Below are 18,945 nucleotides of genomic sequence, written 5' to 3' on the forward strand. Positions count from 1 at the left end.
AATAAGTTTGTATACAATAAATTAAGGCGGCAAAGGTAAGTTCTTTTTAAAGAAGAGAACCTGATGTGAATGCTATTCTATCAGGTACATCAGGAGTTTGTCTTCAAGAGTCATGGCTACCATACCTTTGTTCTCTTGATAATAAGCGTAGGCTTTCGATCCTCCCGAAATAGACTCCACTACGATGCAATTTTCAAAAGTTCCCTCAGGAGTTTCAATGCTGCCCTTGGTAGATGTGATTCTAGACAAGCCCGAAAGGCCTGTCCAGCTGAAACCAACTTCGGGTTTTCCCGGGAAAAAGAGAAACTCTTCATCTGAAATGGCAAGGTTTATTCCGTAAAGGTTTCCTTTCTTTCCCTTGCGAAGTAGCACTGATGGAACTGACTCTTGTCCTGCACTATCCCCAACGGTCAGTGTACGCATTTGTCGGTATGACTCACCATTCCAATCTACCGGTTCCTGACCGATATACATCGTCATATTTGGAGTGGAAGGATGGGCATTTCCATAAGTCCATTCGGTACCGGGGTCGATCGGGAAATAGTCCTGACACATAAGGTTTCCGACTGTACTAAGCCAAAATAAAAGGACAACTAAAGCTGTTTTTTGATTCATTTCAAAATCTAATTGGTGCTTCCCTTTAGCGAATCTCGTGCCGTTCCTATAGAAACATCCACAGGGAGTGCATCCTTAAAAAATTCAACATCCGCTACCATCAGCGTATCTATACCTTCATCTGCTTGATCAAGTAGATAATACAGTTTTAGCTCATGCATTCCTCGAGAATATTCAGACAGATCGAGATAAGTCAACAATCCGCTTCTTTCTAAAATTCGATCTTCAGTGTAAAAATAATCGGGGTGAATATACTGTCCGTCCAATTCGAGCAAAATAAAACTCTTTAAACATGCCATCATCAGCGAATCGTAGGCTACCTCCTCCATCTCCATGGCCGCTTCATAATTGCATTGTTTAAGAATGTATTCTTCTTCATACTCGGAGCTATGGACAATCATGACTTTCGCGACATTTCTTTCAATGATATCTGATTCAAAGATGAGCCGTTTGGATGGCTTGCCCTCGGCAAGATTGGCATAGTTCAAAGCTGCAACATAATCTTCTCCATAGTTGATAGTAAGTTCTGTTGTGCTCAATAAATCAGCCTTCTCACGAATGGCCCAAACCATTACGAGGGTTCCGAAACAGAAAATCAGCATTGCTATGGTCACTTTCCACCACTTATGATTTGTAACAAATCCGTAGTAGATACTTCGGTACAACGGCGAAAGCGAGAGGAATGACATGACTCGATAGAACGGAAAGTAAATTTTATTGATCAGTGGTATTCTCTTGACGATGCCTAAACCTATAAAGTCGATCAAATAAACGATTCCCAAAACTTGTAGAAAGGGGTCAGCATACTTATCAATCATATTAAGTTCGCCTCCCAGCTCCAGGTATGCGAAGGCAGCGACACCAATCCAACCAATGAAGACAAACACCCCCACTACGCACATAAACACCAAAAAGCTAGCCGCGAAAACTGTGCTACAAAACTTCTCTAGCTTGATAATGAGATTTTTATAATTGGAAGATTTGGCTATGACACGCTTGAAGTTCTCGGGATATTTTAAACGATCTACACGAACTCCATCGATATATACATAACTGAGACCTACGAAGGCTGCCCAAATACTTCTGCCAATGAGGTGAATCGAAAAACCAATAATGAGCCAATAATTTGCAGCCAGTAAGATTGCCGCAAGCGTTTCATCCACATTTCCGCCACTAAATAGTTGTCCCGAGTTTACGTTGAGATAAGCATTGGCTTGTTCAATGTATGGCGGAATCTGAAACAGGGCAAAAAGCACAATACCCGAAATCAGGATCTCCGGCTCCCAGCTTTGCTCTTGTACGCGCTGAAGCCAATTCCTATGATTTTCCGCTTTTTTATCCTCAGACATGTTTCAAAGAAAGAAAAATCAATTGCAAGTCGAGAATTTCTTGCAGATTTGTGAGCAGTGAAGTACGCATTGTCCTGTTTTTATTTGGTGGTTTCTTTTTGTGCTTTCGCACAAGAACGCATTGATCTCTTGACCCTTTCCACGCGATGGGGCCAGCCTTCGGCATATGATGACTTCGATGGAGAAGCTCAGGAATCGGGACTTTTTATCAATGCAAAAATGCCCGTAGTCCTTTCGGGAAAAACGATTTGGTTCAACAATGTGACCTACACAAGGAGCACGGTTAAGAATGAATTTGATTCGCCTGAACTATCAGCGCCCGACCTTAACCTCCACGCCTTTATTCTTCAGACGGGCTTGGTTCAAAAACTGGATAATGACCGCGCCTTCCAGCTTCTGTTCGTTCCCAGATTCATGAGCGACCTAAAAAATCCCGGTAGTGGTGCATGGCAATTTGGTGCCATTGGTCTCTACGAAAAGCGTTACCACGAGAAGCTTCGCTTGCGCTACGGATTTCTTTTCAACCAAGAATTGGCAGGGCCACTACTCGTTCCACTGGTCGATGTTCTTTGGCAATTCCGACCCAAATGGAGTCTGTCGGGGCTCTTCCCGATTTACGGAAAGCTGAACTACTACGCAAACGAAAAGCTCACCGTTGGAATCTCGCACTTCGGGTTGATCACATCTTTTGATCTGGGTGAAGAAAACAGCGGAACCTACATGGAACGCACCAGCATTGATCTCAGCCTCTTTGCACGGTACAACTTATTCGGGAATTTTTTCGCCGAAGGGCGAATTGGCTATGCTCTCGATCGCAATTACGAGCAATATGAAGAAGACGAGAATATTGACTTTCGCATTAGCATCTTCCGGATCGGAGACAATCGAGGCGACCCGCTCAACGCGACTTTTGCAGACGGTTTGATTGCTTCTCTTAGAATGGTTTATAGTTTACCCATTCCTGAATAACCAATGGAGTGAGTCCGTTTTTCCTTTTAGAAAAGAGGGTTCTTGACATGTAATCTTTCAAAGAATTTAGCTTGGTCCCCTCCACCCCTCTGCTCTATTTTTATAACATGAAATGGATTTGCTCTATATTGATTCTATTGACTGTTTCGGTCTCTGCGCAGGAAATTACTGCCGGTAAGCAGTACTTCATTCTAGAGGGAGATACCATCGAAGGATTCTACTCAGATTTCGAAATTGAAAATGGAAAGTTTGTACAGTACAAGGTGATTGAATGCCCGAAAGATCGATATTTAGTTGGTTTCGCTACTGCTGCTCATGAAAGAGAACTGTCGTGGTCCCAAGTCTTACGAGGAGAATACAAAAACTTCAAGCCTTCAGGTGAATGGTTTCAATGGCTCAGCTCCTCTAATTGTGAGTGCGGCGGAGGGTTTGCCTGGAAAAAAACAACTTACTTGCAGTGCGATTCAATCCAACTGAATTACTGGAACTATCAGATTGTAATGACCTCAGACAGCTCCTACATCAAAGGTGAAACTTTTGAAGGCTACCATTCAAGTAAGGAATGGGAATGCATCCAAGACGACTGCAAGATTTGGCTCCAATCAGGAAGCGACACGCTTGAATATTCCTTTATTGAGATTCTGATGCGCCTGGATACTTACTGGCTTAACCCTATGCCTTTTCAGCAAAAAGAAGATTAAAATCCAACGAAGGCTACTCAAGTTATCACTATGTGACTTTCATCTCTTTCAAAACAGTTTCAACAGTTTATTTTTAGGGGTTCAAAAAGAAAATATGAATAAGAAGGCCATCATTATTCTATCAGCATTTGGAATGCTGACAATAGCGCATAGCTGTGGTACGAGCAACGAAAACCACCGGCAAACTGAAGCACCCGTCTCCATGATTCAAACGGACTTGAACAATGGATTCAACCTTTTGGACAAAAACTGCTTTTCCTGCCATTCTCCAAAAGGAGCGCACGACGCCAGAATAGCACCTCCCATGGTGGCGATAAAGAAGCATTACATTGATGATCAAACCACGCTGGATATCTTTTCAGATGATTTGATTGCCTTCGTTCAAAACCCAACAAAAGAAAACTCGAAGATGCCGGGAGCCATCGAAAAGTTTGGAGTAATGCCGAAAATGGAATTCTCTGAAAAAGACCTTCGCGACATTGCCGCTTACATTTTCGAAACGGATCTGGAAGAGCCCGCGTGGTTTGAAGAGCACTATCAGCAAGAGCGAAAGCGCTACCGTCAAGGGCAGCAAAAAGGAGAGGTAAACTATTTGGATAAAGGAAAGGAGATGGCCATGCAAACCAAGTCCCAACTTGGAAGTAATTTGATGGCGGCCGTAAAAGAAAAAGGCCCTGAAGGTGCCGTGGAGTTTTGCAATACCAGAGCTTATCCGCTCACTGATAGCATGGCAGTAGCGCTGGGAGCAAAAATCAAACGAGTAAGTGATCAACCTCGAAATCCGGCAAACAAGGCTAATGAAGCTGAGTTGAACTATATTCTGAATGCCAAAGCTCAATTGGCACAAGGAGAAACGGCAAGCCCGCAAATGACTGATATGGGAGAAACAATGGTGGGCTATTATCCGATCACTACAAATGCGATGTGCTTAAAATGCCACGGCGAACCGGATACACAAATCAATCAAGCAACTCATGATGTGTTGAATGCGCTCTATCCCGAAGACGAAGCTACCGGTTACGGTGAAAACGAATTACGCGGTATCTGGGTAGTTGAAATGAATAAAATTTCCCCTAAAAAGGGAAAAGGAAAAAAAGCTCAATAGTAAGTGGTGTTGTGTCTTTCAGGTCTTATTTCACCATCATCTCTGCCTGTAGAGGCTCGACGAATGCAATTTATTTACCGCGAAGCCAAAAGATAAATAGCTTGATGGTAGCCATGAATTTCCACTTATCAATTTTACCATCATAAATGGTGATGGCGGGTTTATCTGCAATCTCAATAGAAACACGCTGATCGAGATTCTTGGACAGTCCTAGTAATCGCTTCGGATTAGAAAACGATCCCTTCACACTTTCAAAAAAAGCGGATACAGTATTCCAATCTTCAAAATGAACGGTCAATACCTTATTCTTCGTAAGGATTTTGATGCTTCCCTGTTCAGATTGGAGCACTATATCGCTTTCAATGTGCAGTTTTTTCAAGGTGCCGATTAGTTTGCTTAAGCATTTCCTGCGCCTTCAGTGGTAGAGACGGTTACTTTGCCGTTTACCTTCCACTTGGCGTGTTGATTCTCTTTAGTTCCGCTGGGAACATCGATTTCCATGTGATCAAAATCATAGGAAATCTTCGCGTTTCTACCCGTTAACTTGTCGTAAAGGCCAATCGCTAAATCGGGCCATGTTTGTGTTTCGTTGCTTGCCATAATTATTATTTTTAGATTCAATAACCTAACAAGACAGAAATCAAATTGTTATAAATCCAGATAAAGGACAGGAGAGATCTTAAAAGCTCCCTAGTCAGATTCGACCACTAATCCATCAAAAGCCAAATGAATATGATCGGGCAGCTCTAGGCCCACATCAGCATGTTTTCCCAAAAGGTGTGAAATGTGCGTGAAGTATGCACGCTTGGGCTTAAGCTCGTTCACAATAGCAATAGCCTCTTCCAAGTTGAAGTGAGAAATATGCTCTTTCTTTCGAAGTGCATTCAATACCAAAACATCCAGATTTTTCAATTTCTCTTTCTCTTCGGGAGCGATATAGTTGGCATCGGTAATGTAAGCGACGTCTTTTATTCTAAAACCCAGGACGGACATTTTGTAGTGCAACAGTTGAATCGGAGTTACCTCTGTACCGTCAATCGCAAAATTCTCTTTTCCGGAAATGGTATGTAAGTTGACTTTGGGTACTCCAGGATATTTCTGAGCCGCAAAAACATAGTGATACTCTCGCTTCAACGCCTCTTGCACGGCATTGGTGGCATAGATTTCTATTGGCTTTCGGTATTTAAAATTGAATGCACGGATGTCGTCCAATCCCGCAATGTGGTCTTTGTGCTCATGGGTAAAAATCACCTTCGGCATGTCTGTCGGAGTATTTCTGAGCATCTGCTGCCTGAAATCGGGGCCTGTATCAATGACGAAGGTATTCCCATCTGCTTCAATCATTGCCGACGTTCGAAGTCGATTATCCTTTTCATCCGCAGACATGCAGACTTCACAATTGCAACCAATCACCGGTACCCCCTGTGAGGTACCTGTTCCTAAAAAGGTAATTCGCATTCTTGCGAAATTAGAATAATACACCGAACAATTCGTTGTGAAAATAAGGTGGAGATAGTTGGTTAAGTTCTATTAAAGACCTTAATTTTGAGCCACTCTATAAAAGAAGGAAAACACATTGGAAAGGGTAATTCTTACCTCCAAGCAAAAAGCACTTAGGATCAATCTTGATCCGGACATCTACGGAACCTTTTCGGAAATCGGAGCGGGACAGGAAGTGGTGAGACACTTTTTTCGTGCAGGTGGTGCTTCCGGTACAATTGCGAAGGCTATGTCGGCTTATGACAAAGACTTCAGCGATGCCATATACGGTACGGAAACGAACAATCGATATGTCTGTGAACCGCGACTGCGCAAGATGGTCGAGCATGAATATGGCTTGATTGAGGAGCGCTTGAGCCGCGAGAAACACCCTTCCAAAAAATTCTTCTCTTACGCGAATACAATTGCGACCATCGATTTTAAAAAGCGGTATCCGGGCCATGGTTGGATGGGAATAAAATTCCAAACCAGCCCTGAGAAAGAGCCAAACGAGGTAGTGTTGCACGTAAAGCTTCACGAAAATGAAGCTTCTTTTCAACAAGAAACCATCGGTGTTTTAGGTGTAAATATTCTCTACGGATGCTACTTCTATTACCAAAACCCAAGAGAATACCTAAAGTCGCTTTACGATAACTTGACGCGAGATCAGATTGAAATCGACATGATTTCGATGGAAGGTCCGGACTTTGAGGGTGTAGACAATCGACTACTCAGCTTGCAGCTAGTAAAGAATGGTTTTACAGATGCGGTAATTTTTAGCCCTGACGGAAAAAACCTTCAGCCTTCTGATCTACTCTACAAAAAGAATATCCTAACCATTCGTGGAAGTTTCCGCCCCGTAACGAAGGTGAACATTGATATGATCATCAATGGCTACAACGCCTTTGTGAAAGAAAAGCGTGTAGACTCTGATGATCTTCAGGTTTTGTTTGAGATTACCCTCAGCAATTTGAAATCAGGCGGTGATATCGATGAACAAGACTTTATCGACAGAGCCGATATTTTATGTTCCCTCGGTCAAACGGTACTGATATCGAATTACCAAGAGTATTATAAGTTGATTCGCTACTTCTCTACCATGACGAAGAAGCGCATGGGACTCATCATGGGTACCAACAACCTGGATGCTCTATTCGATGAAAAATACTACCGCGATTTAGATGGTGGAATTCTTGAAGCATTCGGAGTGTTGTTCACGCGTGATTTGAAAGTCTACGTTTACCCATCAAAACTAGAAGACAAAGACGAGATGATCACCTGTGGGAACATGGATGTTCATCCAAGGCTGCGACCACTTTACAACTACCTACTCAGCAACGGTAGAATTGTAGATTTGGAAGAGCACGACCCTGATGTGCTTTGGATTCAGAGCAGAAAAGCCCTGCAAATGATCAGAAATGGCGAGCCGGGTTGGGAAAAAATGGTTCCGAATTATGTCGATGTAATGATCAAAAAGAATCGCCTTTTCGGTTACGACCCCGAGCTTTTCGAAGAAGAAACCACGGAGTCGAAATAAGCTAAGAAGCTACTTCTGAGGTTATCGTTACCAAGTGCTTACTCAATTGGCTCACCACATAGTCCACCTCTTCTTTTGTGCTGTATCGGCTAAAGCTAAAGCGAATACTCGGCACAGATGTATCAGCATTGATAGCTCGCAGTACATGGCTTCCTTGGTTGCTACCGCTGGAACAAGCGCTACCTCCCGAGCAGGCTATTCCGTCAATATCCAACAAGAATAGAAGCATCTCAGCCTTATCCGTCTTAGGCAGCCTCACATTGAGAACAGTGTAAAGACTCCGCTCCAAACATCCGTTAAAATTCGATCCATGGATTTCTTCCCGCAACTTTTGACACATGTAATCCTTGATAGATTGAATATGCTCGCGGTGTTCATCCACATGCTCTAAAGCCATCTCCAAAGCTTTTGCCATCCCTACAATGCCGTAGATATTTTCCGTTCCGGCACGCATATTTCTCTCTTGTGAGCCACCTCGAATTAATGAGTTCACATGGACATCCTTATTAATGTAGAGAAAGCCTACGCCTTTTGGTCCGTGAAACTTATGTGCAGCACCGGTAATAAAATGAACTTTGGTTTTTGACAAGTCCATGGGGAAATGCCCCATTGTTTGAACGGTATCAGAATGAAAAAGGGCACCGTACTCCTCGCAAATCTGACCGATCTCATCAATATCGATCATGGTACCGATCTCATTATTGGCGTGCATTAAAGAGACTAAAGTCTTTTTATCACTACTTGCTAAAAGCTCTTTGAGATGGTCTACATCAACATGACCAAGATCAGTTAACCTGACCATTTCGAGCTCAACATTGCAATTGGATTGGCAATGCTCCACGGTATGGAGCACCGCGTGGTGTTCTGCCAGTGATGAAATAATTCGCGTAACTCCAAGCTCTTCAATCGCTCCGTGGATGGCCATATTGTCGGCCTCTGTTCCACCTGAAGTAAAGCAGATTTCCATAGGGGAACAGTGAAGCAACTTAGCAATGGTTTTTCTGGCCATTTCAATAGCTGACTTCGTCTTTCTTCCGAATTGATGTGTACTGGATGGATTCCCAAAATCGTCGCGAAGTAATGGCAACATTACGTCAAGCACCTCGGGTGCCAATGGAGTAGTTGCGGCATTGTCGAAATAAACTCTCATTTGCTTAAAAATTTTTCGCAGCTACTCATTCTGCAGAATACTTTCTGCGCAAATGGAACCGCTTCGCTCTGGCAAAATTACGAAATCATTGATTTGATTTCATCTATGATTCGCTCAGCCAATTGCTGCGCAGCTTCAGGGCTTTTACTTTCGGTGTAAACACGGATAATGGGTTCGGTATTTGACTTACGCAAATGGACCCATTCCTCCGCAAAATCAATCTTCACTCCGTCAATTGTATTTATATTCTCGTCCTTGTGATTTTCAGCCATTCTCTTGAGTATGTCGTCGACATCAATAGCAGGCGTGAGCTGAATCTTATTTTTAGACATATAATAAGACGGGTATGACGCACGAAGCTCGGTCATGCTCATTCCGCTTTTTGCTAAATGTGTCAAGAACAAGCCCACTCCAATCAGCGCATCTCGTCCATAGTGCAGTTCGGGATCGATAATCCCTCCATTCCCTTCACCGCCGATTACTGCCCCTACTTGACGCATCTTCTCCACTACATTCACCTCACCTACTGACGAAGCGTGGTAAGTACCTCCATGCCTTTCAGTAACATCACGCAGAGCTCGAGTAGAAGAGAGATTCGATACCGTATTGCCTTTTTTCTGTGAAAGGACATAATCAGCCACTGCCACTAAAGTGTACTCTTCACCGAATACATCACCGTTTTCACTGACAAAGGCCAGGCGGTCCACGTCGGGATCGACAGTAATTCCCAGGTCGCATTCTTTTTCTCGAACAATATTCGAAAGTTCAACCAAGTGCTCCGGAAGAGGCTCAGGATTGTGCGGAAATTCCCCATTTGGTGTACAAAAGAGCTGCTCAACTCGCTTCACACCAAGCTCTTCCAACAGAGCAGGAATAAAAATTCCTCCACTAGAATTCACGGCATCCACGGCCACGTGAAAATCGGCTGCAGCAATCGCCTCTTTATCTACTAAAGGATGATTGAGCACCAATTCTATATGTCTCAACAAGTATGACTCATCGACACGGTACGATCCCATTCCGTCGACCTCGGCGAAATCAATATCGAGAGTTTCAGCTAATTCGATAACCTGCTGACCGGCGTCAGCAGAGATGAACTCACCCGATGAGTTGAGCAATTTCAGCGCATTCCATTGTCCTGGGTTATGGCTGGCCGTAATGATAATGCCACCGTTGGCTTTCTCTTCGGGCACGGCAATCTCTACTGTGGGCGTTGTGCTTAAACCCAGGTCGATCACCTCTATTCCCATTCCCGTGAGAGTGGTTGAAACGAAGTTCCTCACCATCGGCCCACTCTTTCTGGCATCGCGGCCTATGACCACCTTTACAGAATCGCCTACCGCAGAATTCTTCAAAATCTGGCCATAAGCGGCAGTAAATTTCACAATGTCGATTGGTGTGAGGTTTTCTCCGGCTTTTCCGCCAATGGTACCTCGAATACCGGAAATAGATTTAATCAGTGTCAAAGCTTACTTTTTTCGCAAAGTTATTATTCACAGCGATTTTGACGGCCTCCCCGCGAATGAGTTTTCAACTCAAAGTACTTTTATTCCGACTGAGAAAGGCGTAACTTTGTAGGCTGTTTAAAAAAGGAGGAAAAGCGAATAAGGATTTTTCCATGGTAACGTTGTTAACAACAAAACAGCCCCTCCAAGATTAAACGGTGAGTGGTTTTCTAAATTTGAGAATACTCATTTACCAATAAAGGCTTATGACGGAATATTCGCACAACCTTTACCCGCAGTCTGACTCAGGTCTCGTCGAGAAATTTGAAAAGATGCTCAAGTTGAGGCAAGCTTATTTCTTCGATGTAGAGGAATTAGAGTCTTTAGCTGACTTCTATCTTGAAAAGAGTAATCACCGAAAGGCTAAGCTCGCTGTGAATCATGGATTGTCCATCTTTCCTAGCTCTTCCACTCTACTCTTGAAAAAGGCACAAATCTTTGCGGCTTCAAAAGAGTCGACAAAAGCCTTGGAGATTTTGGAATTTTTGGAAGCTGCAGAGCCTACTAATACGGATATGCTTTTGTTTAAGGCCGTGGTACATCGAAACCTCAGTGATCACGAGGGTACAAAGTCCTGCCTTCTAAAGGCATTGGAGATTGCCCCGGAAAACAGAGAAGAGATTTTCATGGATTTGGCTTACGAGCAACAGATTGCCAATGATTATACCGGGGCAATTGACAGTTTGAAAGAGTCCCTGAAAATAAATCCGAACCACGAAGCGAGTCTATTTGAATTGAGCTACTGCTACGAGATGGCCAATCAGATTGAAGTAGGAGTTGAGTTTTTCCAAAGATATTTGAACAAATTCCCTTACAATTTTGTGGGCTGGTATAACCTGGCTCTTTGTTTTGATAAGATTGGTCTGTACGAGAAAGGCATTGAGGCGGCAGATTTCTGCATAGCCATCAGAGAGGACTTTGTAGCGGCCTACATCTTAAAAGGCAATCTGCTCACCTCTATGGATATGGACTTAGCTGCCGCTGAGTCGTATAAAGATTCTTTGGAGTTCGATAACGAAAACCCATTGGTGTATACCGCCATTGGCGAGTGTCAAGAGAGAATGGAGCTCTGGAATGCAGCCGAACTGAATTACAAAAAAGCGTTGGCTATCGATCCTGAATATGTCGAGGCATTAATGGGTATAGGAGCCATCCGCGAGAACGAAGGAGATTTATTGAATGCCACCACTTACTACGAAGAGGCAGTGAGAAAAGATGACTTTCATCTCGATAACAGACATATCCTGGTAGAGACTTACATCAAGGCTGATAAACTAGCTGAGGCCAAACGTCATTTAGAGGAAATGATCAAAATATTTCCTGATGATGCGGAATCTTGGATTTCCTTAGCAGATTTATCTGCAGCTGAAGGATATAATATTTCATTGGAAATAATCAATCAGGCCATTGAGAGAATGCCCGACGTATACGACCTTAAATGGCATAAAATCAAGCATTTAATTAAGAATAAGAAACAACAACAAGCCACGGAGTTGTTCTTGACTTGTTCTTCCGATAATCCTGAGGGTTTAAAATACTTCCTAACAATTTTCCCTGAAGCATTACAATTTCCGAATATTGCAGGCTTAATCGAAATTCAAGATAAAGCGCAGAAGGAAAATGAACTTTAATTTACCCTTTATTCCCGAACGCACCGAAAGACCGCGTGACAATGGTCTTACTATGGTGATGGACAAAGGATTGAGCCTCAGAAGTGCGGCCAATTTTCTTGATGCAAACGGAACACTCACGGATATTATCAAATTGGGTTTCGGTACCTCATACCTAACCAAAGACCTGAAAGAGAAGATCAAGCTCTACCACGATGCTGATATGAAGGTTTACCTTGGAGGTACGCTTTTCGAAGCATTTATCGTGAGAGGCATGTTTGATGAGTATCGAAAGCTGCTCCTTGATCTGAAACTCGAAACGGTTGAAGTGTCCGACGGATCAATTGACCTTCCCCACGATGAAAAACTCGAGTTTATCTCGAAGCTGGCAAAAGACTTTACGGTTTTATCAGAAGTGGGCTCCAAAGAAGAAGGAATCCTCATAGCCCCTGGAAAGTGGGTGAAAATGATGGATACGGAACTCAGAGCAGGGTCGTGGAAAGTAATTGCAGAAGCTCGTGAAAGCGGAAACGTTGGTATTTATCGCCCCAATGGAACAGCACACGTCGTTTTGGTAAACAAGATATTGGCGAGAGTTAAATCAGAAGACATACTCTGGGAGGCTCCTCAAAAAGCTCAACAGGTCTGGTTTATCAAATTAATCGGGCACAATGTCAATTTGGGAAACATCGCTCCAAACGATGTGATTCCACTCGAAACTTTGAGAATAGGTTTGAGAGGTGACACTTTTTTCGAATTTTTGCCCGAAGAAATTGCCGCGAATATGCGGCCATAACTATTATCATGTCGCACATCAGCGTTCAAGAACTAAAAGCCCTCTTGGATAAAGGGGAAGACGTTCAAATCATTGATATCAGAGAAATTCACGAGGTAGACTCCGGATCAATCGGTGGTATCCATATCCCAATGGCCAACCTACTCGAGCGTTCTGCCGAACTCAGAAAAGACATACCAGTCGTTATTCACTGCAAGAGTGGATCGAGGGCATCTGCCATGGTTCATATGCTGCGCACTGAAAAGGCATTTGATAATGTTGTTTTACTCGAGGGTGGCATTGAGGCTTGGGCGCGTGAAATTGATCCTACCGTAATCGTTTACTGATGAGAACTCCAAAAGATTATGTTTACCTGGTCCTAAAAGGCATGGGAATGGGAGCGGCCGATGTGGTTCCGGGAGTATCAGGTGGTACAATAGCTTTTATCACAGGGATCTACGAAGAGCTGATTGACACCATCAATCGTGTCAACTTTGTTACTCTTCAGATACTTTTCAAAGAAGGTATTAAACCCTTTTGGAAGGCATTGAACGGAAACTTCTTGGTGGGATTATTCGCGGGAATCTTCATTAGTCTTATTTCTTTTGCCAAGCTTATCACTTATCTGCTCGATGCACATCCTATTGCGATTTGGTCGTTCTTTTTCGGTTTGGTATTGGCAAGTATCCCCTTGGTAGCAAAGTCGGTTCGCAATTGGTCGGGCTCGAGGTACTTTGGTTTTGCAGCAGGTACTATCATTGCTTATCTCATTACCGACTTGCCGCCAGTGGAAGATCCAGGCGCCACCTGGTACCTTTTTGTAAGCGGAATGATCGCCATTTGCGCGATGATCCTTCCGGGAATATCGGGAAGCTTTATTCTATTATTATTGGGCTCCTATTCCACCGTTCTTCAAGCGTTGAACGATCGTGATTTTCTCTCCATCGGAATTTTCGGAGGTGGATGCATTGTCGGGATTTTAGCATTCAGCCGATTCTTAAAATGGATGTTCACTCGGTATCATGATGTAACGATCGCTGTTCTAAGTGGATTTCTCTTAGGATCACTTAATAGGATTTGGCCCTGGAAAGAGACCGTTGAGGTTTTTGTAAAGCACAAAGGCGAAGAGAATGAGGAAATTGTTCCGCTTGTTCAAGAGAACATTCTTCCTTCGACTTATGAAACAATCACTGGACTCGACTCTGAGCTAATGTTAGGTATTACTCTAGCCGTTGTGGGGATACTTATCATTTTCGTGATGGATCGGTTTGCGCCAAAAAAGATCTAAAATGAGACGTTTTGGCTTGATTGGAGAGACACTCGCCTATTCTTTCTCCAAAGATTATTTCCAAAAAAAATTCACTGATCTTCAAATACGGGCGACATACGAAAACTTCGAACTCGCAGAGATAGAGGAAGTCGCAAAACTCCTTTCGATTGAGCAATTAAGTGGACTCAATGTCACCATTCCCTATAAGGAGGCAGTTATTCCTTTTTTGGATGAAATCGATCCGACCGCCAAAGAAGTAGGTTCGGTCAACACGATAAAATTTAAAAATGGTAAGACCATCGGTTACAATACTGATGTGATCGGATTTGAAAACAGCCTAAAACCTTTTCTGGAACATGGAATGGACAGAGCGCTCATTTTGGGTACAGGTGGTGCTTCAAAGGCAGTGGCTTATGTACTGAAGAAAATCGGACTGGACTTGCTATTCGTTAGCCGAAATCCGTCTGGCTCTAATGAAATTTCATACCAAGAGTGCAATTCAAATGCGGTAAAGTGGCATCGCCTTATCGTAAATACGACTCCTGTTGGTACCTCACCAAATATTACTGATGCACCACCCATTGCCTACAAAGGCATTACAAAGAGCCATCTCTTGTATGATTTGATTTATAATCCCCCAAAGACCCTATTCTTAAAAGAAGGAGAAGCACGAGGAGCTTCGATTCAAAATGGCTTGAGCATGCTCAAAATTCAAGCAGAGAAGAGTTGGGATATCTGGAATTCAGAGACCTAGTTCGGCCTTGATATCAATGGATCCTGCGTAATTCTCAGCGACTTTATCAATGTCGGCGACTTCAATCCAACAAACCTGATCCAAATCGGGCCTCATCCATACTTCGGTGTAGAATCCTTCCACCTCATAAAGGTGGACGCGGTAAGTACCAAAGAACCGCGAGTCGATGTATCGCCCGCATTCTCTCAGATGTCGAAATCGGCCACCGAGATTTAGCTTTTTAAATTGACGAAGTTTTTGCTCCACAATACATAAATACTTGAAAAGGGCGGATTGTTCTACTCCTCCAAAATTTCTATCCGAATGATATCGTTTTCACGAATACCCAGAAGATCTGTTGCTCCACCTCCACTTCCTTCCACGCCGCGATTGATGGCAATTTCTAGGTATCCCTCGGAAGTGAACAGTGCTACTTTCTCACCTTGAGGCACCTCGTTGTAGGTTCTGGAAATACGGTTCAGATCAGTATCGCCTCGGCGTATCACGATATTAAACTCTTTGGATCCAACTTCTTTTTCGAAAAGTTCTCTGGTGATGTTTGTAATCACATTGCCATAAGAATCGACGTAGATCGCCATACCGCGGATGTTGTCGTATTCAACTACAGGAATCGGTAGTGGTCGGCGGCGATAGCTTTCTACTTCAGTACTGAAATCATCTAATTCTTCAGCAGCGGCTATTTTCGCAGCAATGCTCACAAAAATCGACTTAGCAGGAAAACTTAGATCTTCATCACCCTGTAGCTTGATGGTGCGAATCCAGTCGGGTACTGCAGTTTCATCAAAGAGCAAGGAAAAGAAACCATTGTCGGTACCGATGAAATACTGCCCTTGCATTTTTACGATGGCATAAGGTGTTTTCTTAGTCCACTCTGAAGCTACTCCAACGATGTGAATAGTGCCTTCGGGAAATTCTTTCCAAACATTCTTGAGGACAAAAGCAGCCTTAGCCATGTCAAATGGCGGAATATGATTGGAAACATCGATCCACTTCACATCAGAAATCAGCCTGTAAGCTGTGGCTTTCACAGCCGCCAGGTAATAGTCTTTCGTACTTAAATCAGAAGTGAGGGTGATGATTGGCATGGGAAAAAAGCGCTGTAGTCTACGCCGAAATATTCTTTATTTTTGGAATTCAAAAGTAAGAAAAAACCCACGGGCGATTCTCTTCGAAACAAAGTAAAAACAGCATATCCAAAAGCTATTGAGCGAAAGAATAATTCCAATCGAAAACGTTGACCCAGTCGAGATCCTCGGGGTGAACAACTCCAAGTTTCAATTCATTACGCGTCACTTCCCCAAACTCAAAGTCATAGCTCGTGGAAACATGATCAAAGCTATAGGCGAGCCTGAAGAAATTGATCACTTCGAGCAAAAGATGAATTTGTTCATGCAGCACATGGATAAGTACAACCGGCTGACCGAAAGCAATATCGAGCGCTTGATGTCTGAAGATGCACCGAGTTTGATGATTAATGCAGGGGGCGACGGAATTTTAGTCCATGGAAATAATGGCTTAAAAGTTAAAGCCAAAACAGCCAATCAAAGGCGAATTGTTGAAGCAGTAGATGAGAGCGATCTCGTTTTTGCGATTGGTCCTGCAGGAACGGGAAAAACCTACACGGCTGTTGCCCTTGCGGTAAGAGCCTTGAAAGACAAACAAGTTCGTAAAATCATATTGACGCGTCCAGCGGTTGAAGCCGGTGAAAACCTGGGATTTCTTCCAGGCGATTTGAAGGATAAACTCGATCCCTATTTGCAACCGCTGTACGATGCGCTGCGAGACATGATACCACCTGAGCGCCTCCGCGACTACATGGAAATGGGAACCATCCAAATAGCCCCTCTCGCCTACATGCGCGGAAGAACTTTAGATAAGGCATTTGTCATTTTAGATGAAGCTCAAAACGCCACTATTTCCCAATTGAAGATGTTCTTAACCAGGATGGGAGAAACAGCCAAATTTGTGATCACGGGTGATATGACTCAGGTGGATTTGCCCAAGAAACAAACGAGCGGATTAAAATATAGTATCGAAAAACTATCAGACGTGGAAGGTGTGAAATTGATCTTTCTAAACGAAAAAGATGTCATGCGTCATCCCTTGGTTAAGCGAATCATCACCGCATTTGAAAGCAATAAAACTGATAAATAATGGAAGCTCCAGCTCAAATAGACTACTCCTTTCCCAACCAAAGCTCTGTTTATCATGGAAAGGTGAGAGACGTTTATGGAATCGGCAATGACTTGTTGGTGATGGTTGCCAGCGATCGCATCTCGGCATTCGACGTCATTTTACCGAAAGGCATACCCGGAAAAGGAGCGATGCTCAACCTCATCGCCGCGAAGTTCTTGAACGCCACGGCAGATATTTGCCCGAATTGGCTGATGGCTACTCCCGCGCCCAACGTTGCCGTAGGACACAAATGCGAGCCCTTCCGCGTGGAGATGGTCATTCGCGCTTACCTCACAGGGCACGCTTGGCGAGAGTACAAGTCGGGCAAAAGAGTACTCTGCGGTGTTTCGATGCCCGATGGCATGAAGGAACACGACCGCTTCCCCACTCCCATTATTACTCCCGCGACCAAGGCCGAAGAAGGACACGATGAAGACATTTCGAGAGAAGACATTCTCGCGAAAGGAATTGTGCCACAAGATCATTACCTGAAAATGGAGGAGTATACTCATGCTCTTTTCCAAAGAGGAACGGAGATGGCAGCCGAGAAAGGATTGATCCTGGTTGACACGAAATACGAATTCGGACTGAAAGACGGTGTGGTGATGCTGATGGACGAAATCCACACGCCTGACTCGTCGCGGTACTTTTACGCCGACGGTTACGAAGAAAGACAATCCAACGGCGAAGCACAGAAGCAGCTCTCGAAAGAGTTCGTGCGCGAATGGCTGATCGAAAACGGCTTTCAAGGCAAGGAAGGACAGTCTGTGCCCGAAATGACTCCCGACCGTGTGGAGATGATCGCTGCGCGTTACCGCGAACTGTACGAAAAGATCACCGGTGAGGCATTCAATAGAAATGCAGAAAAACTGACTAAAAAAGAGGTGGAGAACCGAACGACCGAATATTTAAAGACCCTTTAAGAGACGGATATGAGCAAAGCCAACTGGATTAAAGTCAAAGACTACGAAGATATAACCTATGCCAAGTCGGGTAGTGTAGCTCGAATAGCATTCAATCGCCCCGAGGTAAGGAATGCGTTCAGACCAAAAACTGTGAAGGAGCTTTACAGCGCCTTTTTAGACGCTCGTGAAGATACTTCCATTGGTGTAGTCCTGTTTTCAGGAGAAGGACCATCTGCGAAAGACGGCGGCTGGGCTTTCTGCAGCGGTGGAGATCAGAACGCTCGCGGTCAACAAGGCTATGTCGATGAGGACGGAATGCCTCGACTCAATATTTTGGAAGTGCAGCGACTGATTCGGTTTATGCCCAAAGTGGTGATTGCCGTGGTGCCCGGATGGGCCGTTGGTGGTGGACACAGCCTGCACGTGGTTTGCGATATGACCCTTGCCAGTAAGGAACACGCCATCTTCAAACAAACCGATGCCGATGTGAGCAGCTTCGACGGTGGATACGGTTCGGCCTATCTGGCAAAGATGGTAGGACAAAAACGCGCCAGAGAGATTTTCTTTCTCGGCAGAAACTACTCCGCACAGGAAGCTTACGAGATGGGTATGGTGAATGCGGTTATCCCTCACGCCGACTTGGAAGCCACCGCTTACGAATGGGCTCAAGAGATCTTGGAGAAATCGCCAACGAGTATCAAGATGCTCAAGTTTGCATTTAACCTCACCGACGATGGAATGGTAGGTCAGCAAGTCTTTGCAGGAGAAGCCACACGACTGGCCTACATGACTGACGAAGCCAAAGAAGGAAGAGATGCCTTTTTAGAAAAGCGAAAGCCGGATTTCAAGGATATTAAGTGGATACCTTAATTAGAGAGGTCAGAGATCAGATTAGAGAGTTCAGATTAGAGTTATCAGTTTTTCAGTGGGGAGTGTAGAATGAAGGACGAGAGTCAGATTACTTAAAAATCGGGGGATTAAAACCTAGATTGGGCTTAATTACCATGTCATCGACTTTTGATCTAAAATGAACACTTTAGGTCGTA

21 protein-coding genes are annotated in these 18,945 nt (G+C 43.9%); 12 read left to right on the top strand and 9 right to left on the bottom strand.

Annotation, left to right across the window (positions count from 1 at the left end; all coding sequences use genetic code 11):
- Nucleotides 1-72: 72 nt before the first annotated feature.
- Both O3Q51_12585 and O3Q51_12590 read right to left on the bottom strand, forming a co-directional pair.
- On the bottom strand, nucleotides 73-615 hold the full coding sequence (locus O3Q51_12585) for a hypothetical protein (protein MCZ4409651.1): 543 nt from the start codon (nucleotides 613-615) through the stop codon (nucleotides 73-75).
- Between the two features lie 8 nt (nucleotides 616-623).
- A complete protein-coding gene (locus tag O3Q51_12590; protein ID MCZ4409652.1) occupies nucleotides 624-1,964 on the bottom strand; it encodes a hypothetical protein in 1,341 nt (446 codons plus the stop codon).
- A gap of 57 nt (nucleotides 1,965-2,021) precedes the next feature.
- Here O3Q51_12590 and O3Q51_12595 point away from each other — a divergent pair, with 57 nt between their 5' ends.
- From O3Q51_12595 to O3Q51_12605, 3 genes are all read left to right on the top strand, one after another.
- Nucleotides 2,022-2,933, top strand: coding sequence for a hypothetical protein (locus tag O3Q51_12595; GenBank protein ID MCZ4409653.1), 912 nt, complete (start codon nucleotides 2,022-2,024; stop codon nucleotides 2,931-2,933).
- 107 nt (nucleotides 2,934-3,040) lie between these two features.
- Nucleotides 3,041-3,634, top strand: a complete 594-nt coding sequence (locus tag O3Q51_12600; GenBank protein ID MCZ4409654.1) for a hypothetical protein — start codon at nucleotides 3,041-3,043, stop codon at nucleotides 3,632-3,634.
- 94 nt (nucleotides 3,635-3,728) lie between these two features.
- Complete coding sequence (locus tag O3Q51_12605) at nucleotides 3,729-4,739, top strand: DUF3365 domain-containing protein (protein ID MCZ4409655.1); 1,011 nt, start codon at nucleotides 3,729-3,731, stop codon at nucleotides 4,737-4,739.
- A 70-nt stretch (nucleotides 4,740-4,809) separates the two neighbouring features.
- Here the strand turns inward: O3Q51_12605 and O3Q51_12610 are convergent, their stop codons facing one another.
- From O3Q51_12610 to O3Q51_12620, 3 genes are all read right to left on the bottom strand, one after another.
- Nucleotides 4,810-5,118 (bottom strand): hypothetical protein, encoded by a 309-nt coding sequence (locus O3Q51_12610; protein ID MCZ4409656.1) that lies wholly within the window; start codon nucleotides 5,116-5,118, stop codon nucleotides 4,810-4,812.
- A gap of 17 nt (nucleotides 5,119-5,135) precedes the next feature.
- Entirely contained in the window at nucleotides 5,136-5,339 is a 204-nt protein-coding gene (locus O3Q51_12615) for a hypothetical protein (protein MCZ4409657.1), read from the bottom strand.
- A 90-nt stretch (nucleotides 5,340-5,429) separates the two neighbouring features.
- On the bottom strand, nucleotides 5,430-6,197 hold the full coding sequence (locus O3Q51_12620) for an MBL fold metallo-hydrolase (protein ID MCZ4409658.1): 768 nt from the start codon (nucleotides 6,195-6,197) through the stop codon (nucleotides 5,430-5,432).
- A gap of 118 nt (nucleotides 6,198-6,315) precedes the next feature.
- On the opposite strand from O3Q51_12620, the gene O3Q51_12625 reads away from it, so the two are divergent.
- The gene (locus O3Q51_12625) at nucleotides 6,316-7,755 is read left to right on the top strand and encodes a TonB-dependent receptor (protein MCZ4409659.1); all 1,440 of its coding nucleotides are present in this window, start codon (nucleotides 6,316-6,318) and stop codon (nucleotides 7,753-7,755) included.
- 1 nt (nucleotide 7,756) lies between these two features.
- Here the strand turns inward: O3Q51_12625 and O3Q51_12630 are convergent, their stop codons facing one another.
- Both O3Q51_12630 and glmM read right to left on the bottom strand, forming a co-directional pair.
- Nucleotides 7,757-8,905, bottom strand: a complete 1,149-nt coding sequence (locus tag O3Q51_12630) for a cysteine desulfurase family protein (GenBank protein MCZ4409660.1) — start codon at nucleotides 8,903-8,905, stop codon at nucleotides 7,757-7,759.
- A gap of 77 nt (nucleotides 8,906-8,982) precedes the next feature.
- Nucleotides 8,983-10,371, bottom strand: a complete 1,389-nt coding sequence (glmM, locus tag O3Q51_12635) for a phosphoglucosamine mutase (GenBank protein MCZ4409661.1) — start codon at nucleotides 10,369-10,371, stop codon at nucleotides 8,983-8,985.
- A gap of 245 nt (nucleotides 10,372-10,616) precedes the next feature.
- Between glmM and O3Q51_12640 the strand changes: the two genes are divergently transcribed.
- From O3Q51_12640 to O3Q51_12660, 5 genes are read left to right on the top strand one after another with little or no spacing between them, the layout of a single operon-like run.
- Nucleotides 10,617-12,041: a tetratricopeptide repeat protein gene (locus O3Q51_12640; GenBank protein MCZ4409662.1), complete on the top strand. Its 1,425-nt coding sequence runs from the start codon at nucleotides 10,617-10,619 to the stop codon at nucleotides 12,039-12,041.
- Nucleotides 12,031-12,816, top strand: a complete 786-nt coding sequence (locus O3Q51_12645; protein ID MCZ4409663.1) for a phosphosulfolactate synthase — start codon at nucleotides 12,031-12,033, stop codon at nucleotides 12,814-12,816. Before O3Q51_12640 ends, O3Q51_12645 begins: the two co-directional genes overlap by 11 nt.
- 8 nt (nucleotides 12,817-12,824) lie before the next feature.
- Nucleotides 12,825-13,142, top strand: coding sequence for a rhodanese-like domain-containing protein (locus O3Q51_12650; protein MCZ4409664.1), 318 nt, complete (start codon nucleotides 12,825-12,827; stop codon nucleotides 13,140-13,142).
- On the top strand, nucleotides 13,142-14,083 hold the full coding sequence (locus tag O3Q51_12655; GenBank protein MCZ4409665.1) for a DUF368 domain-containing protein: 942 nt from the start codon (nucleotides 13,142-13,144) through the stop codon (nucleotides 14,081-14,083). Before O3Q51_12650 ends, O3Q51_12655 begins: the two co-directional genes overlap by 1 nt.
- Nucleotide 14,084: 1 nt before the next feature.
- Nucleotides 14,085-14,819 (top strand): shikimate dehydrogenase, encoded by a 735-nt coding sequence (locus tag O3Q51_12660; protein ID MCZ4409666.1) that lies wholly within the window; start codon nucleotides 14,085-14,087, stop codon nucleotides 14,817-14,819.
- Here O3Q51_12660 and O3Q51_12665 read toward each other — a convergent pair.
- Together O3Q51_12665 and O3Q51_12670 are read right to left on the bottom strand one after the other, a co-directional pair.
- Nucleotides 14,808-15,065: a hypothetical protein gene (locus tag O3Q51_12665; protein ID MCZ4409667.1), complete on the bottom strand. Its 258-nt coding sequence runs from the start codon at nucleotides 15,063-15,065 to the stop codon at nucleotides 14,808-14,810. The genes O3Q51_12660 and O3Q51_12665 overlap by 12 nt on opposite strands.
- Before the next feature lie 32 nt (nucleotides 15,066-15,097).
- Nucleotides 15,098-15,904: an SAM-dependent chlorinase/fluorinase gene (locus O3Q51_12670; GenBank protein MCZ4409668.1), complete on the bottom strand. Its 807-nt coding sequence runs from the start codon at nucleotides 15,902-15,904 to the stop codon at nucleotides 15,098-15,100.
- A 118-nt stretch (nucleotides 15,905-16,022) separates the two neighbouring features.
- Here O3Q51_12670 and O3Q51_12675 point away from each other — a divergent pair, with 118 nt between their 5' ends.
- The 3 genes from O3Q51_12675 to O3Q51_12685 are packed head-to-tail and all read left to right on the top strand — an operon-like array spanning nucleotide 16,023 to nucleotide 18,769.
- Nucleotides 16,023-16,973: a PhoH family protein gene (locus tag O3Q51_12675; GenBank protein ID MCZ4409669.1), complete on the top strand. Its 951-nt coding sequence runs from the start codon at nucleotides 16,023-16,025 to the stop codon at nucleotides 16,971-16,973.
- Nucleotides 16,973-17,917 carry a phosphoribosylaminoimidazolesuccinocarboxamide synthase gene (locus O3Q51_12680; GenBank protein ID MCZ4409670.1) on the top strand — a complete coding sequence of 315 codons (945 nt, stop codon included), beginning with the start codon at nucleotides 16,973-16,975 and terminating at the stop codon, nucleotides 17,915-17,917. The genes O3Q51_12675 and O3Q51_12680 overlap by 1 nt, the downstream gene beginning before the upstream one ends.
- 9 nt (nucleotides 17,918-17,926) lie before the next feature.
- On the top strand, nucleotides 17,927-18,769 hold the full coding sequence (locus tag O3Q51_12685) for a 1,4-dihydroxy-2-naphthoyl-CoA synthase (protein ID MCZ4409671.1): 843 nt from the start codon (nucleotides 17,927-17,929) through the stop codon (nucleotides 18,767-18,769).
- Nucleotides 18,770-18,945 lie beyond the last annotated feature (176 nt).

The sequence above is a fragment of the Cryomorphaceae bacterium 1068 genome, assembly GCA_027214385.1.
Lineage (GTDB): Bacteria > Bacteroidota > Bacteroidia > Flavobacteriales_D > Cryomorphaceae > JAKVAV01.